We start from the raw sequence: 16900 nt of genomic DNA, 5'->3' as shown, positions 1-16900 counted from the left end.
AGCCCATAAAGGCCAAGGAATGCGAAGGCTGTCGGGGATGAGGCGCCCGGGCTTTCGATGAGGAGAGGGTGGAAGGATACCACCCGTCTGACGAGGCCATCGCAGCCGGGCAACCGGCGCGGTGATTGGCTGGGCAACCGGCCGGACGAGATGTGAAGAGTGCGGCGGTTCGGGTTCCACCCGAATCACATAGAACCGGGCAGCCCCGACGCCTGTCCTGATGGTCGCGATGGAATGCGGCCGTTCGGAGAGGCGCCCGCGCTCCCGCCGAAATATAGAATCGAGAGAGAAACGATGGCGCAGACGTTTACCGGTCGCAAGCGCGTACGAAAGTTTTTTGGCTCAATCAAAGAAGTCGCGGAGATGCCGAACCTCATCGAGGTTCAGAAGGCATCTTACGATCAATTCCTTCTCGTCGACGAGCCGCAGGGCGGCCGCCCTGACGAGGGCCTGCAGGCCGTGTTCAAGTCGGTCTTCCCGATCAAGGATTTCTCCAACACCTCGCAGCTCGATTTCGTCGCTTACGAATTCGACCCGCCGAAGTACGACGTCGACGAGTGCCGCCAGCGCGGCATGACCTTCGCCGCGCCGCTGAAGGTGAAGCTGCGCCTCATCGTGTTCGATGTGGACGAGGAGACGGGCGCCCGTTCGGTCAAGGACATCAAGGAGCAGGATGTCTACATGGGCGACATCCCGCTCATGACCAACAACGGCACCTTCATCGTCAACGGCACCGAGCGCGTCATCGTCTCGCAGATGCACCGTTCGCCGGGCGTGTTCTTCGATCACGACAAGGGCAAGACGCACTCGTCGGGCAAGCTTTTGTTCGCCGCCCGCATCATCCCGTATCGCGGCTCCTGGCTCGACATCGAGTTCGACGCCAAGGACATCGTCTACGCGCGCATCGACCGCCGCCGCAAGATTCCGGTGACGTCGCTGCTCTATGCGCTCGGCCTGGACGGTGAGGATATCCTCGAGACCTTCTACAAGCACGTCACCTACAAGCGCGCGAAGGAAGGCTGGCGCGTGCCGTTCGACGCCAACCGCATGCGCGGCTACAAGGCGATCAACGATCTCGTCGACGCCGACACCGGCAAGGTGGTGGTCGAAGCCGGCAAGAAGCTCACCGTGCGTCAGGCGCGCCAGCTTTCGGAAAAGGGCCTCAAGGCCCTGCGCATGACCGACGAGGAACTGGTCGGCAACTACATCGCCGAGGACCTCGCCAATCCGAAGACCGGTGAGATCTACACGGAGGCCGGTGAGGAGATCACCGAGAAGAACCTCAAGGTCCTCATCGAGGCCGGTTACAAGGAGCTGCCGCTCCTCGACATCGACCACGTCAATGTCGGCGCCTACATCCGCAACACGCTCGCCGTCGACAAGAACATGACGCGCGAGGACGCACTGTTCGACATCTACCGCGTCATGCGTCCGGGCGAGCCGCCGACGGTCGACACCGCCGAGGCGATGTTCAATTCGCTGTTCTTCGACAGCGAGCGCTACGATCTCTCGGCCGTCGGCCGCGTGAAGATGAACATGCGCCTCGACCTCGACGCGCCGGACACCATGCGCGTGCTGCGCAGGGATGACATCCTCGCGGTGATCAAGACCCTGGTCGATCTGCGCGACGGCAAGGGCGAGATCGACGACATCGACCATCTCGGCAACCGCCGCGTCCGGTCGGTCGGCGAACTCATGGAGAACCAGTACCGCATCGGCCTCCTGCGCATGGAGCGCGCGATCAAGGAGCGCATGTCGTCGGTCGATATCGACACCGTCATGCCGCAGGACCTGATCAACGCCAAGCCGGCGGCCGCCGCGGTACGCGAGTTCTTCGGCTCCTCGCAGCTCTCGCAGTTCATGGACCAGACCAACCCGCTCTCCGAGATCACGCACAAGCGTCGTCTCTCGGCGCTCGGGCCGGGCGGTCTCACGCGCGAGCGTGCCGGCTTCGAAGTGCGCGACGTGCACCCGACGCATTACGGCCGCATCTGCCCGATCGAGACGCCGGAAGGTCCGAACATCGGCCTTATCAACTCGCTCGCGACCTACGCGCGCGTGAACAAGTACGGCTTCGTCGAGACGCCGTACCGCAAGGTCAAGGACGGCCGCGTCAGCGACGAGGTGGTCTATCTCTCCGCGATGGAGGAAAGCCGCCACGCGGTGGCGCAGGCCAACGCGCAGATGGATGCGAAGGGCCGGTTCATCGAAGATCTGGTCATCTGCCGCCAGGCCGGCGACGTGCACCTCGTGCCGCGCGACAAGGTCAGCTACATGGACGTGTCGCCGAAGCAGCTCGTGTCGGTTGCCGCGGCGCTCATCCCGTTCCTCGAGAACGACGACGCCAACCGCGCGCTGATGGGCTCGAACATGCAGCGCCAGGCGGTGCCGCTCGTTCGCGCCGAGGCGCCGTTCGTCGGTACCGGCATGGAAGGCGTGGTCGCCCGTGACTCGGGCGCCGCGATCGCGGCGCGCCGCACCGGTGTGGTCGATCAGGTGGACGCCACCCGTATCGTCATCCGCGCGACCGGCGAGACCGACCCGACCAAGCCGGGCGTCGATATCTACCGGCTGATGAAGTACCAGCGCTCGAACCAGAACACCTGCATCAACCAGCGTCCGCTGGTGAAGGTGGGCGATCAGGTTCAGAAGGGCGACATTATCGCCGACGGTCCCTCGACCGAGCTCGGCGAGCTCGCGCTCGGCCGCAACGTCCTCGTCGCGTTCATGCCGTGGAACGGCTACAACTTCGAGGACTCGATCCTGCTCTCCGAGCGGATCGTGAAGGAAGACGTGTTCACGTCCATCCACATCGAGGAATTCGAGGTGATGGCGCGTGACACCAAGCTCGGTCCGGAAGAGATCACGCGCGATATTCCGAACGTTTCGGAAGAAGCGCTGAAGAATCTCGACGAGGCGGGCATCGTCTACATCGGCGCGGAAGTGCACGCCGGCGACATCCTGGTCGGCAAGATCACGCCGAAGGGCGAAAGCCCGATGACGCCGGAAGAGAAGCTGCTGCGCGCCATCTTCGGCGAAAAGGCGTCCGACGTCCGCGACACGTCTCTGCGCGTGCCGCCGGGCGTGCAGGGCACCGTCGTCGAGGTGCGCGTGTTCAACCGCCACGGTGTCGAGAAGGACGAGCGCGCGCTCGCGATCGAGCGTGAGGAGATCGAGCGTCTCGCCAAGGACCGCGACGACGAGCAGGCGATCCTCGACCGTAACGTTTACGGCCGTCTCGCCGAGCTGCTCGAAGGCCGGCAGGGCATCGCCGGTCCGAAGGGCTTCAAGAAGGACTCGAAGATCACCCGCGCCGTGCTGGATGAATATCCGCGCTCGCAGTGGTGGCAGTTCGCGTCGCCCAACGACAAGCTGATGGCCGAGATCGAGGCGATCCGGAAGCAGTACGACGAGTCGAAGAAGCTGCTCGAGCAGCGTTTCCTCGACAAGGTCGAGAAGCTGCAGCGCGGCGACGAGCTGCCTCCGGGCGTGATGAAGATGGTCAAGGTCTTCGTCGCGGTGAAGCGCAAGATCCAGCCCGGCGACAAGATGGCCGGCCGCCATGGCAACAAGGGCGTGGTGTCGAAGATCGTGCCGATCGAGGACATGCCGTTCCTCGAAAACGGTACGCACGCCGACATCGTGCTCAATCCGTTGGGCGTGCCGAGCCGCATGAACGTCGGACAGATCCTCGAGACGCATCTCGGCTGGGCCTGCGCCGCGTTGGGGTTGAAGATCGGCCAGACGGTCGATCATTACAACGCCAAGCACGACGCCAAGCCGCTGAAGGAGATGCTCAAGAAGGTCTACGGCGACGACGAGACCATCAAGAGCCTCGGCGAGGATGAACTGGTCGAACTCGGCGGCAATCTGCGGCACGGCGTGCCGATCGCGACGCCGGTGTTCGACGGCGCCAAGGAGGCGGACATCGAGCACATGCTCGATCTCGCCGGCGTCGACAAATCCGGCCAGTCGACCGTCTACGACGGGCGCACCGGCGAGCCGTTCGATCGTCGCGTGACCGTCGGCTACATCTACATGCTGAAGCTGCACCATCTGGTGGACGACAAGATCCACGCCCGTTCGATCGGTCCGTACTCGCTGGTCACCCAGCAACCGCTCGGCGGCAAGGCGCAGTTCGGCGGCCAGCGCTTTGGCGAAATGGAGGTGTGGGCGCTCGAGGCTTATGGCGCCGCCTACACGCTGCAGGAAATGCTCACCGTGAAGTCGGACGACGTCGCCGGCCGTACCAAGGTGTACGAGGCGATCGTGCGCGGCGACGACACGTTCGAAGCGGGCATTCCGGAAAGCTTCAACGTGCTGGTCAAGGAGATGCGCTCGCTCGGCCTCAACGTCGACCTGTACAATTCCAAGCAGTCGAAGGACGGCGGTCAGACCGCCGAGGCAGCCGAGTAACGACACAATCCGGGAGCGGCGAGGGCGCCGCTCCCTTCATCTGGCCGGCCGCCCGCAGCGGCGCAGGCCAGAGGCTCCGCTGAGGCGGATGCCGGCAGAAAATTGAATGCAGGCCGCGGCGGCGGCCAAGGAGAACGCGATGAACCAAGAGATCATGAATCTTTTCAGCCCGCAGGCGCCGGCTCAGGTCTTCGACCAGATCCGGATCTCGATCGCCAGCCCTGAGAAGATCCTGTCCTGGTCCTACGGCGAGATCAAAAAGCCGGAGACGATCAACTACCGTACCTTCAAGCCCGAGCGCGACGGCCTGTTCTGCGCGCGCATCTTCGGGCCGATCAAGGACTACGAGTGCTTGTGCGGCAAGTACAAGCGCATGAAGTACAAGGGCATCATCTGCGAGAAGTGCTCGGTCGAGGTCACGCTGTCACGCGTGCGGCGCGAGCGCATGGGCCACATCGAGCTCGCGGCTCCCGTCGCGCACATCTGGTTCCTGAAGTCGCTGCCGAGTCGCATCGGCCTCTTGATGGACATGACGCTCAAGGATCTCGAGCGGATTCTCTATTTTGAATACTACGTCGTTCTCGAGCCGGGCCTCACCCCGCTCAAGGACCGGCAGCTCTTGTCTGAGGACGAGTACCTCAAGGCGCAGGAAGAGTTCGGCCCCGACTCGTTCACCGCGATGATCGGCGCCGAGGCGATCCGCGAGATGCTCAAGGCCATGGATCTCGACAAGCTGCAGACCGAGCTGCGCGTCGAGATGGGCGAGACCGACAGCGACATCAAGAAGAAGAAGTACGCCAAGCGGTTGAAGCTGATCGAAGCCTTCATCCAGTCCGGCAACAAGCCGGAGTGGATGATCCTCACGGTCGTGCCGGTGATTCCGCCGGACCTGCGCCCGCTCGTCCCGCTCGACGGCGGCCGCTTCGCCACGTCCGACCTCAATGATCTTTATCGCCGCGTCATCAACCGCAACAATCGTCTGAAGCGGTTGATCGAGCTGCGCGCGCCGGACATCATCATCCGCAACGAGAAGCGCATGCTTCAGGAAGCGGTCGATGCGCTGTTCGACAACGGCCGCCGCGGCCGCGTCATCACCGGCGCCAACAAGCGTCCGCTGAAGTCGCTCGCCGACATGCTCAAGGGGAAGCAGGGCCGCTTCCGGCAAAACCTGCTCGGCAAGCGCGTCGACTACTCCGGCCGTTCGGTGATCGTCGTCGGTCCCGAGCTCAAGCTGCACCAGTGCGGCCTGCCGAAGAAGATGGCGCTCGAGCTGTTCAAGCCGTTCATCTATTCGCGGCTCGACGCCAAGGGCCTGTCGACCACGGTGAAGCAGGCCAAGAAGCTCGTGGAGAAGGAGAAGCCGGAGGTCTGGGACATCCTCGACGAGGTGATCCGCGAGCATCCGGTGCTCTTGAACCGCGCGCCGACCCTGCACCGCCTCGGCATCCAGGCCTTCGAGCCGGTGCTGATCGAGGGCAAGGCGATCCAGCTGCATCCGCTCGTCTGCGCGGCGTTCAACGCCGACTTCGACGGCGACCAGATGGCCGTGCACGTCCCGCTGTCGCTCGAGGCGCAGCTGGAAGCGCGCGTGCTGATGATGTCGACCAACAACATCCTGCACCCGGCCAACGGTCAGCCGATCATCGTGCCGTCGCAGGACATCGTGCTCGGCCTCTACTACCTGTCGCTGCTGCGCGAGGGCGAGCCGGGTCAATGGAAAAAGGAACTCCACTCGGACGAGGATATCCGGAAGGATCCCAAGAAGAAAAACAGAATCGAGGGATTCTACGAAAGCATTTCCGACATCGATCACGCTTTGAACGTGAAAGCGATCACGTTGCACAGCAAGATCATGTACCGCTGGGAAGGTCTCGACGCCGAAGGAAAGCTCGTCAAGAAATGGTACGAGACCACGCCGGGCCGCGTCGTGCTCGGCTCGGTGCTGCCGCGTAACGCCAAGACCCCGTTCGACGTCGTCAACAAGCTGATGACGAAGCGCGAGATCTCGAACATGATCGACACCGTCTACCGCCACTGCGGTCAGAAGGAGACGGTGATCTTCTGCGACCGGATCATGGGGCTCGGCTTCTATCACGCGTTCAAGGCCGGCATCTCGTTCGGCAAGGACGACATGGTGGTGCCGGCGTCGAAGTGGCAGACCGTCGAGAAGACGCGCGAACTCGCCAAGGAGTTCGAGCAGCAGTACAACGACGGCCTGATCACCCAGGGCGAGAAGTACAACAAGGTCGTCGACGCCTGGTCGAAGTGCACCGAGACCATCGCCGAAGCGATGATGAAGGAGATCTCGGCCGCGAAGAAGGACGCGAACGGCCGCGAGGCGCAGATCAACTCGATCTACATGATGGCCCACTCGGGCGCCCGCGGGTCGCCGGCGCAGATGCGTCAACTCGCCGGCATGCGCGGCCTGATGGCCAAGCCGGACGGCTCGATCATCGAGACGCCGATCGTGTCGAACTTCAAGGAAGGCCTCACCGTGATGGAGTACTTCAACTCCACGCACGGCGCCCGTAAGGGTCTGGCCGACACCGCCTTGAAGACGGCGAACTCGGGCTACCTGACGCGTCGTCTCGTCGACGTGGCGCAGGACTGCATCATCACCGAGTACGACTGCGGCACCGACAAGGGCATCAACGTGCGGGCGATCATCGACGCCGGCACCGTGGTGGCCTCGCTGGCATCCCGCATTCTCGGCCGCACCACGGCCGAGGACGTCAAGGATCCGTCCTCCAGCAACATCCTCATCAAGAAGGGGACGCTGCTGCAGGAGCCGGAGGTCGACGTCATCGTCAAGGGTGGCGTTCAGGAGCTCAAGATCCGCTCTGTGCTCACCTGCGAGACCAAGAGCGGCGTCTGCGGCGCCTGCTACGGGCGCGATCTCGCCCGCGGCACGCCCGTCAATATGGGCGAGGCGGTCGGCGTCATCGCGGCGCAGTCGATCGGCGAGCCCGGCACCCAGCTCACCATGCGCACGTTCCACATCGGCGGCGCGGCGCAGATCTCCGAGCAGTCGTTCATCGAGTCGAACTTCGACGGCAAGATCGTTTTCCGTGCGCCGAACATCGCCAAGAATTCGGACGGCGAGGTGGTGGCGATGGTGCGCAACATGGTCGTCGCGGTCGTCGACCCCGACGGCACCGAGCGCGCGCATCACCGCATCCCCTACGGCGCGCGCCTGCGCGTCGGGGATGGGCAGATGATCAAGCGCGGCCAGCGCATCGCCGAGTGGGATCCCTACACCCGGCCGATGCTGACCGAGGTCGAAGGCGAGATCGAGTTCGAGGACATGGTCGACGGTCTGTCGATGTCCGAGCAGCTCGACGAGTCGACCGGCATCGCCAAGCGCGTGGTCATCGACTGGCGCACGGGCTCGTCCCGTAACCAGCAGGACCTGCGTCCGTCGATCGTGATCAAGTCGGGTGGCAAGCTCCTCAAGCTCGCCCGCGGCGGCGACGCACGCTACCAGCTCGCGGTCGACGCGATCATCTCGGTCGATCCGGGCGGTCACGTGAAGGCGGGCGACGTCATCGCGCGTATTCCGACGGAAAGCGCCAAGACGCGCGACATCACCGGCGGTCTGCCGCGGGTGGCGGAGCTGTTCGAGGCGCGGCGGCCGAAGGAAGCGGCGGTCATCGCCGAGATCGGCGGCACCGTGCGGTTCGGCAAGGACTACAAGAACAAGCGCCGTCTTTCGATCGAGCCGGCCGACAAGAGCGATGAGGCGCGCGAGTACCTGATCCCGAAGGGCAAGCACATCCACCTTCAGGACGGCGACATCATCGAGAAGGGCGACTACATCGTCGAGGGCAATCCCGCCCCGCACGACATCCTCGCCATTCGCGGCGTCGAGGAACTCGCGGCCTACCTGGTCAACGAGATCCAGGAGGTCTACCGGCTCCAGGGCGTCATGATCAACGACAAGCACATCGAAGTGATCGTTCGCCAGATGCTGCAGAAGGTCGAGATCGACGACGCCGGCGAGACCGAGCTGTTGCAGGGCGAGCAGGTCGACCGCAGCGAGATGGACGAGATCAACGTCCGGGCGGCGGAGGAGGGCAAGAAGCCGGCGAGCGGCCATCCGGTCCTCCTTGGCATCACCAAGGCCTCGTTGCAGACCCGGTCGTTTATCTCGGCCGCCTCGTTCCAGGAGACCACGCGCGTCCTCACCGAAGCCGCGGTCCACGGCAAGGCGGACACGCTCGACGGCCTCAAGGAGAACGTGATCGTCGGCCGACTCATCCCGGCCGGCACCGGTGCGATGATGAATCAGCTGCGCGAGGTTGCCACCAAGCGCGACGCCCTCATCCTCGAGGAGCGGGAGAAGGACGCGGCCAAGGCGGCCGCGGCCGCTGCCGCCGCCGAAGCGCCGGCCCTGCCTCCGGCCGAGTAGGCCAGAGGCCCATAAACCTGCGAAAAGGCCGCCCTCCGGGGCGGCCTTTTCCATTGGGTGCGGGAAGTGGGCGCGGGCCTGCCATGACGCGCACGAAAGGCCTGTCTTTCCAGCCCTTTCCGCTTGACTTGCCCGAGTCGCGCCGATACATACGCCACACTTTACGGCAGGCGGTGAGCTTCGCTTGTTCGGAACGGCCCGCCCGGCAAGACCCTGAGATCGTTGCTTTTTCTCAAGATTTTGCCGGCGCAAACGCCTCGACCAATGAAGCTCAGACGCTGCCGCTGACAGCCGATGTCAGGGTTTTGAGTGAGGGCAAAAGGTGCGGACGGGATGGTCCGCGCCTCATCGCCGTCCGAACGGGAGAGCGCCCGCCGCTAGCGATGCGGATGGCGCGTTTCCGTTTTGCGCGTGGAAACGCGATCCGCAAACGTGTTGCGGGCCGCGGCTTCGATGCCAGAGAACGCGAGCGGCGCCGCCGAGCATGGCACGGCGCCGGCGCAAAGAAAGATGCCGGGCGCCAGCCGCCCACAAGTTTCCGGCTCGACGAGCCAACCGAGGTAGCGAAGGCCAATGCCAACGATCAACCAGCTGATTGCCAAGCCGCGGCACCCGCTGAAGGCGCGCAACAAGGTTCCGGCCCTGCAGGCGTCGCCGCAGAAGCGCGGGGTCTGCACGCGCGTCTACACGACGACCCCGAAGAAGCCGAACTCGGCGCTGCGCAAGGTCGCCAAGGTACGCCTGACCAACGGCTTCGAAGTGATCGGCTACATCCCGGGCGAGGGCCATAATCTTCAGGAGCACTCGGTCGTCATGATCCGCGGCGGCCGCGTCAAGGATCTGCCGGGCGTCCGCTACCACATCCTGCGCGGCGTGCTCGACACGCAGGGCGTCAAGAACCGCAAGCAGCGCCGTTCGAAGTACGGCGCGAAGCGTCCGAAGTAACCGGAGTGAAGCGACGGTTATCCCGGGCGAGCGAAGCGAGACCCGGGATCGCCAGAGCGACAGAGAGATAGAAGAGAACGGTCATGTCCCGTCGTCACGCTGCAGAGAAGCGCGAGATCATTCCGGACCCGAAGTTCGGCAACGTCGTCGTGTCGAAGTTCATGAATGCGATCATGTACGACGGCAAGAAGTCGGTCGCCGAGCAGATCGTCTACGGCGCGCTCGAGACCATCGAAGTCAAGACCAAGCAGAACCCGCTCGGTGTGTTCCAGCAGGCGCTCGACAACGTGATGCCGTCGATCGAAGTCCGCTCGCGGCGCGTCGGCGGCGCCACCTACCAGGTGCCGGTCGAAGTTCGCACCTCGCGGCGCCAGGCGCTCGGCATTCGCTGGATCATTTCGGCGGCGCGCGACCGCAACGAGCGCACGATGACCGAGCGTCTCTCGGCCGAACTGCTCGACGCCTCGAACAACCGCGGCAACGCGGTGAAGAAGCGTGAAGACACCCACAAGATGGCGGAAGCCAACCGGGCCTTCTCGCACTACCGCTGGTAACGGCGGCTAACGGATTCAGGAACAGCTATGCCTCGCGTTCACGCCATCGAGAACTACCGCAACTTCGGCATCATGGCCCACATCGATGCGGGCAAGACGACGACGACTGAGCGGATTCTCTATTACACCGGCAAGAGCCACAAGATCGGCGAGGTGCATGAGGGCGCCGCGACGATGGATTGGATGGAGCAGGAGCAGGAGCGCGGCATCACCATCACGTCGGCCGCGACGACCGCTTTCTGGGCCGGCAAGCGCCTGAACATCATCGACACTCCCGGCCACGTCGACTTCACCATCGAGGTCGAGCGCTCGCTGCGCGTACTCGACGGTGCCGTCGTCGTGCTCGACGGCAACCAGGGCGTCGAGCCGCAGACCGAGACCGTCTGGCGTCAGGGCGACAAGTACCGCGTTCCGCGCATCGTCTTCGCCAACAAGATGGATAAGACCGGCGCCGACTTCTACAAATGCCTTCAGGATATCATCGACCGACTCGGCGCCAAGCCCGTCGCGATCCAGCTGCCGATCGGCGAGGAGAGCAACTTCGCCGGCATGGTCGATCTCGTTCTGATGAAGGCCTATCTCTGGAACAACGAGGCGCTCGGCGCCAAGTTCGACACCGTCGACATCCCGGCCGATCTCGCCGACAAGGCGAAGGAATACCGTGAGAAGCTCGTCGAAGCCGCTGTCGAGCTCGACGACGCCGCCATGTCCGATTATCTCGACGGCAAAGAGCCAAGTGTCGAGACGCTGAAGAAACTCATCCGCAAGGCGGTCATCTCCGGCGCCTTCTATCCCGTGCTCTGCGGTTCGGCCTTCAAGAACAAGGGCGTGCAGCCGCTGCTCGACGCGGTCGTCGACTATTTGCCGTCGCCGCTCGACGTGCCGGCGATCAAGGGCATCAACCCGGATAAGGAAAACGAAGAAGTCATTCGTGAACCGAAGGATGAGGCGCCGCTGGCGCTGCTCGCCTTCAAGATCATGGACGATCCCTTCGTCGGCACCATCACGTTCTGCCGTATCTATTCGGGCACGCTCAGCAGCGGCACCGGCGTGATCAACTCGACGAAAGAGCGCAAGGAACGTATCGGCCGCATGCTGCTGATGCATGCGAACAACCGCGAAGACATCAAGGAAGCTTTCGCCGGCGACATCGTCGCGCTGGCGGGCCTGAAGGAGACGCGCACCGGCGACACGCTGTGCGACCCGGATAAGCCCGTCATCCTCGAGAAAATGGAATTCCCGGAGCCGGTTATCGAGATCGCGATCGAGCCCAAGTCGAAAGCCGATCAGGAAAAGCTCGGCGTCGCGCTGGCCAAGCTCGCGGCGGAGGATCCGTCCTTCCGCGTGTCGACCGACCTCGAAAGCGGCCAGACCATCCTCAAGGGCATGGGCGAACTGCATCTCGACATCAAGGTCGACATCCTCAAGCGCACCTACAAGGTCGATGCCAACATCGGCGCGCCGCAGGTGGCGTTCCGCGAGAAGCTGACCAGGGCCGCGGAAGTCGACTACACGCACAAGAAGCAGACCGGCGGTACCGGCCAGTTCGCGCGCGTTAAGATCATTGCCGAGCCGACAGAGCCCGGCACGCCGTTCGAGTTCGAGAACGAGATCATCGGCGGTTCGGTGCCGAAGGAGTTCATCCCGGGCGTCGAGAAGGGCCTCGAGTCGGTCCTCGGCGCCGGTGTGCTCGCCGGCTTCCCGGTGGTGGACCTCAAGGTCCGCCTCATCGACGGCAAGCATCACGACGTCGACTCTTCGGCGCTGGCCTTCGAAATCGCGGCGCGCGCTGCGCTGCGCGAGGCCTTGCAGAAGGGCAAGCCGGTTCTGCTCGAGCCGATCATGAAGGTCGAGGTGGTGACGCCGGAGGATTACACCGGCTCCGTCATCGGCGACCTCAACTCGCGGCGCGGCCAAATCCAGGGCCAGGACATGCGCGGCAACGCCAACGTCATCAACGCGATGGTGCCGCTGATGAACATGTTCGGTTACGTCAACAATCTGCGGTCCATGTCGCAGGGCCGCGCGACCTTCACCATGCAATTCGACCACTACGCCGAACTGCCGGCGAACGTGTCCGCCGAAGTGCAGAAAAAATTCGCCTGATCGCAGGCGACTGAAAACCAAAGATCTGAACGGAGAGATCCATGGCCAAAGAGAAATTCAACCGGACCAAGCCGCACTGCAACATCGGCACGATCGGCCACGTCGACCACGGCAAGACGTCGTTGACAGCTGCGATCACCAAGGTTCTCGCGGAGACCGGCGGCGCAACCTTCACCGCCTACGATCAGATCGACAAGGCGCCGGAAGAGAAGGCGCGCGGCATCACCATCTCGACGGCGCACGTCGAGTACGAGACCGCCAACCGCCACTACGCGCACGTCGACTGCCCCGGCCACGCCGACTACGTGAAGAACATGATCACCGGCGCCGCGCAGATGGACGGCGCGATCCTGGTCGTGTCGGCCGCTGACGGCCCGATGCCGCAGACCCGCGAGCACATCCTGCTCGCCCGCCAGGTCGGCGTGCCGGCGATCGTCGTGTTCATGAACAAGTGCGACATGGTCGACGATCCGGAGTTGCTGGAACTCGTCGAGCTCGAGGTCCGCGAACTGCTGTCGAAGTACCAGTTCCCGGGCGACAAGATTCCGATCATCAAGGGCTCGGCGCTGATGGCGCTCGACGGCAAGGAGCCGAAGCTCGGCCACGACGCCATCCTCGAGCTGATGAAGGCGGTCGACGAGTACATCCCGCAGCCGGAACGTCCGATCGATCAGCCGTTCCTGATGCCGGTGGAAGACGTGTTCTCGATCTCGGGCCGCGGCACCGTCGTGACCGGCCGTGTCGAGCGCGGCATCGTCAAGGTCGGCGAGGAAGTCGAGATCGTCGGCATCCGTCCGACGCAGAAGACCACCGTCACCGGCGTCGAGATGTTCCGCAAGCTGCTCGATCAGGGTCAGGCGGGCGACAACATCGGCGCGCTACTGCGCGGCACCAAGCGCGAGGAAGTCGAGCGCGGTCAGGTGCTGTGCAAGCCGGGTTCGGTGAAGCCGCACACCAAGTTCAAGGCCGAGGCCTACATCCTCACCAAGGAAGAGGGCGGCCGTCACACCCCGTTCTTCACCAACTATCGTCCGCAGTTCTATTTCCGCACGACCGACGTGACCGGCGTCGTGCACCTGCCGCAGGGCACGGAAATGGTGATGCCGGGCGACAACATCGCGATGGAAGTGCACCTGATCGTGCCGATCGCGATGGAAGAGAAGCTCCGCTTCGCCATTCGCGAGGGCGGCCGCACCGTCGGCGCCGGCGTGGTGGCCTCGATCATCGAGTAAGGCTGAAAGTGCGGCCCCCGCTCGATGCGGGGGCCGACAGCTCCGCAAGCATTCGTGTTTATGCCCCTGGTTCGTGACGGGCAGGGGACGAGAGAACCAAAATGAACGGCCAGAATATCCGGATCCGGCTCAAGGCGTTCGACCACCGCATCCTCGATGCGTCGACGCGCGAGATCGTGAACACGGCCAAGCGCACCGGTGCGCAGGTCCGTGGTCCCATCCCGCTCCCGACGCGCATCGAGAAGTTCACGGTGAACCGCTCGCCGCACATCGACAAGAAGAGCCGCGAACAGTTCGAGATGCGCACGCACAAGCGCCTTCTCGACATCGTCGATCCGACGCCGCAGACCGTGGACGCGCTGATGAAGCTCGACCTGGCCGCCGGCGTCGACGTCGAGATCAAGCTCTAAAGGCCCGAGGGAAACTGACATGCGTACGGGAGTGGTCGCGCAGAAGGTCGGGATGACCCGGGTGTTCACCGAAGCCGGTGAGCACGTGCCGGTGACGGTGCTGCGCCTGGCGCAGTGCCAGGTCGTCGCCCATCGCACCAAGGACAAGAACGGCTACGTCGCGCTGCAGCTGGGTTCCGGCGAGCGCCGTACCAACAACATGAGCAAGGCCGACCGCGGTTATTTCGGCAAGCAGAACGTCGAGCCGAAGCGCAAGCTGGCGGAATTCCGCGTCTCCGACGACGCGGTGATCCCGGTCGGCGCCGAGATCACGGCCGACCATTTCGTGCCGGGACAGTTCGTCGACGTGTGCGGCATCTCGATCGGCAAGGGCTTCGCCGGCGGCATGAAGCGCTGGAACTTCGGCGGCCTGCGCGCCTCGCACGGCGTGTCGATCTCGCACCGTTCGATCGGTTCGACCGGCGGCCGTCAGGACCCCGGCAAGACCTTCAAGAACAAGAAGATGCCCGGTCACATGGGTGTCGACCGCGTCACTACGCTCAACCTGAAGGTCGTTCAGCTCGACGTCGAGCGCGGCCTGATCATGGTCGAGGGCGCGGTGCCGGGCGCCAAGGGCGGCTGGATCACCGTGCGCGACGCGGTGAAGAAGGCGCTGCCGAAGGATGCGCCGAAGCCGGGCAAGTTCCGCGAGGCGGCTGCCAAGGCTGACGCGAAGGCCGAGGCTCCGGCCCAGCAGGAGGGCGCGTGAGATGGATATGAAGATCACCACCCTCGAGGGTAAAGAGGCCGGCTCGGTGAGCCTGTCGCAGGACATCTTCGGGCTCGAGCCGCGCACCGACCTGATCCAGCGCTGCGTCAACTGGCAGCTGGCCAAGCGCCAGCGCGGCACGCACAAGGCCAAGGATCGCTCGGAGATCTGGCGCACCGGCAAGAAGATGTACGCGCAGAAGGGCACCGGCGGCGCCCGTCACGGCTCGGCCCGCGTGCCGCAGTTCCGCGGCGGCGGTCGTGCGTTCGGTCCGGTCGTGCGCAGCCATGCGACCGACCTGCCGAAGAAGGTGCGCGCGCTGGCGCTGCGCCACGCGCTGTCGTCGAAGGCCAAGGACGGCGGCATCGTCGTGCTCGACCAGGCGACGGCATCTGAGGCCAAGACCAAGGCGCTGGCCGCGCAGTTCGGCAAGCTGGGCCTGTCGAACGCGCTGATCATCGACGGCGCCACGCTCGACGCCAACTTCGCGACGGCCGCGCGCAACATCCCGAACATCGACGTGCTGCCGGTGCAGGGCATCAACGTCTACGACATTCTGCGGCGCAAGACCTTGGTGCTGACCAAGGCCGCGGTTGAGGCGCTGGAGGCGCGATTCAAATGAGCACCAGCGATCCCCGCCACTACGACGTCATCATCGCCCCGGTGATCACCGAGAAGGCGACCATGGCCTCGGAGCACAACAAGGTCATGTTCAAGGTCGCGCGCACCGCGACCAAGCCGCAGATCAAGGAAGCGGTGGAGAAGTTCTTCGACGTCAAGGTCAAGAGCGTCAACACGCTGATCCGCGAGGGCAAGTACAAGGCGTTCAAGAACCGCATGGGACAGCAGTCCGACGTCAAGCGCGCGATCGTGACTTTGGAAGAGGGTCACCGCATCGACGTGACCACGGGCCTCTAAGGGAGCGGCGCGATGGCATTGAAGACTTACAATCCGACGACGCCGAGCCAGCGCCACCTGGTCATCGTCGATCGTTCGGGCCTGCATAAGGGCGCCCCGGTGAAGTCGCTGACCGAAGGTCAGCACTCGAGCGGCGGCCGCAACAACCACGGCCGCATCACGACGCGGTTCCGCGGCGGCGGCCACAAGCAGGCCTACCGCGTCATCGACTTCAGGCGGCGCAAGATGGATGTGCCGGCGAAGGTCGAGCGGCTCGAATACGATCCGAACCGCACCGCGTTCATCGCGCTGATCAAGTACGAGGACGGCGAGCTCGCCTACATCCTGGCGCCGCAGCGCCTTGCCGCCGGCGACACCGTCGTCTCCTCGGAGAAGGCCGATATCAAGCCGGGCAACGCGCTGCCGCTCGGCAACATCCCGGTCGGCACGATCGTGCACAACGTCGAGCTCAAGATCGGGAAGGGTGGCCAGCTCGCCCGTTCCGCCGGCACCTACGTGCAGATCGTCGGCCGCGACCAGGACTACGTCATCCTGCGCCTGTCGACGTCGGAACAGCGCCTGGTGCACGGCCGCTGCATGGCGACCGTCGGCGCGGTGTCGAACCCGGACAACATGAACACGACGATCGGCAAGGCTGGTCGTCAGCGCTGGAAGGGCCGCATGCCGCACAACCGCGGCATCGTCATGAACCCGGTCGACCACCCGCACGGCGGCCGCACCAAGGGCGGCAAGCACTGGGTCACCCCGTGGGGCCAGCCGACCAAGGGCATGAAGACCCGCAAGAACAAGCGCACTACCAAATTCATCGTGGTCAGCCGTCACGACCGCAAGAAGAAGCAGAGCTAAGTCATGACTCGTTCAGCCTGGAAGGGTCCCTTCGTCGACGGTTACATCCTGCGCAAGGCCGAGGCCGCGCGCTCGTCGGGCCGTCACGACGTGATCAAGATCTGGAGCCGCCGTTCGACCATCCTGCCGCAGTTCGTCGGGATCACCTTCGGCGTCTACAACGGCCAGAAGCATGTGCCGGTGATGGTGACCGAGGAGATGGTCGGCCACAAGTTCGGCGAGTTCTCGCCGACCCGTATTTTCTACGGCCATACGTCGGACCGTAAGGCCAAGCGCGCCTAAGGGCGCGCACCAAGTCAGTCAGGATCGAGAGACGA

At 64.3% G+C, this 16900-nt stretch carries 12 protein-coding genes; all 12 read left to right on the top strand.

The window, feature by feature from the left end:
• Positions 1 to 294: 294 nt before the first annotated feature.
• The 12 genes from rpoB (at position 295) to rpsS (ending at position 16865) form a co-directional block, all read left to right on the top strand.
• Entirely contained in the window at positions 295 to 4416 is a 4122-nt protein-coding gene (gene rpoB / locus VGV41_RS08590; RefSeq protein ID WP_326863396.1) for a DNA-directed RNA polymerase subunit beta, read from the top strand.
• Positions 4417 to 4555: 139 nt separating this feature from the next.
• Positions 4556 to 8824 (top strand): DNA-directed RNA polymerase subunit beta', encoded by a 4269-nt coding sequence (gene rpoC / locus VGV41_RS08585; RefSeq protein WP_326863395.1) that lies wholly within the window; start codon positions 4556 to 4558, stop codon positions 8822 to 8824.
• A 573-nt stretch (positions 8825 to 9397) separates the two neighbouring features.
• Positions 9398 to 9769 (top strand): 30S ribosomal protein S12, encoded by a 372-nt coding sequence (rpsL, locus tag VGV41_RS08580; RefSeq protein ID WP_115688380.1) that lies wholly within the window; start codon positions 9398 to 9400, stop codon positions 9767 to 9769.
• Between the two features lie 83 nt (positions 9770 to 9852).
• Positions 9853 to 10323, top strand: a complete 471-nt coding sequence (gene rpsG, locus VGV41_RS08575; protein WP_326863394.1) for a 30S ribosomal protein S7 — start codon at positions 9853 to 9855, stop codon at positions 10321 to 10323.
• Positions 10324 to 10350: 27 nt separating this feature from the next.
• Entirely contained in the window at positions 10351 to 12429 is a 2079-nt protein-coding gene (gene fusA, locus VGV41_RS08570; protein ID WP_326863393.1) for an elongation factor G, read from the top strand.
• 41 nt (positions 12430 to 12470) lie between these two features.
• Positions 12471 to 13661 (top strand): elongation factor Tu, encoded by a 1191-nt coding sequence (gene tuf / locus VGV41_RS08565; RefSeq protein ID WP_326863392.1) that lies wholly within the window; start codon positions 12471 to 12473, stop codon positions 13659 to 13661.
• A 101-nt stretch (positions 13662 to 13762) separates the two neighbouring features.
• Positions 13763 to 14071, top strand: a complete 309-nt coding sequence (gene rpsJ, locus VGV41_RS08560) for a 30S ribosomal protein S10 (RefSeq protein WP_326863391.1) — start codon at positions 13763 to 13765, stop codon at positions 14069 to 14071.
• Between the two features lie 19 nt (positions 14072 to 14090).
• Positions 14091 to 14819 carry a 50S ribosomal protein L3 gene (rplC, locus tag VGV41_RS08555; RefSeq protein ID WP_326863390.1) on the top strand — a complete coding sequence of 243 codons (729 nt, stop codon included), beginning with the start codon at positions 14091 to 14093 and terminating at the stop codon, positions 14817 to 14819.
• Between the two features lies 1 nt (position 14820).
• Complete coding sequence (gene rplD, locus VGV41_RS08550) at positions 14821 to 15441, top strand: 50S ribosomal protein L4 (RefSeq protein ID WP_326863389.1); 621 nt, start codon at positions 14821 to 14823, stop codon at positions 15439 to 15441.
• The gene (locus VGV41_RS08545; protein WP_326863388.1) at positions 15438 to 15737 is read left to right on the top strand and encodes a 50S ribosomal protein L23; all 300 of its coding nucleotides are present in this window, start codon (positions 15438 to 15440) and stop codon (positions 15735 to 15737) included. Before rplD ends, VGV41_RS08545 begins: the two co-directional genes overlap by 4 nt.
• Before the next feature lie 12 nt (positions 15738 to 15749).
• Complete coding sequence (gene rplB, locus VGV41_RS08540; protein ID WP_326863387.1) at positions 15750 to 16583, top strand: 50S ribosomal protein L2; 834 nt, start codon at positions 15750 to 15752, stop codon at positions 16581 to 16583.
• A gap of 3 nt (positions 16584 to 16586) precedes the next feature.
• Positions 16587 to 16865 (top strand): 30S ribosomal protein S19, encoded by a 279-nt coding sequence (gene rpsS / locus VGV41_RS08535; RefSeq protein ID WP_326863386.1) that lies wholly within the window; start codon positions 16587 to 16589, stop codon positions 16863 to 16865.
• Positions 16866 to 16900 lie beyond the last annotated feature (35 nt).

Source organism: Pseudolabrys sp. (genome assembly GCF_035943735.1).
Lineage (GTDB): Bacteria > Pseudomonadota > Alphaproteobacteria > Rhizobiales > Xanthobacteraceae > Pseudolabrys.
The sequence above is the reverse complement of the archived record's forward strand: the minus strand, read 5'-3'. Positions and strand labels throughout refer to the sequence as shown.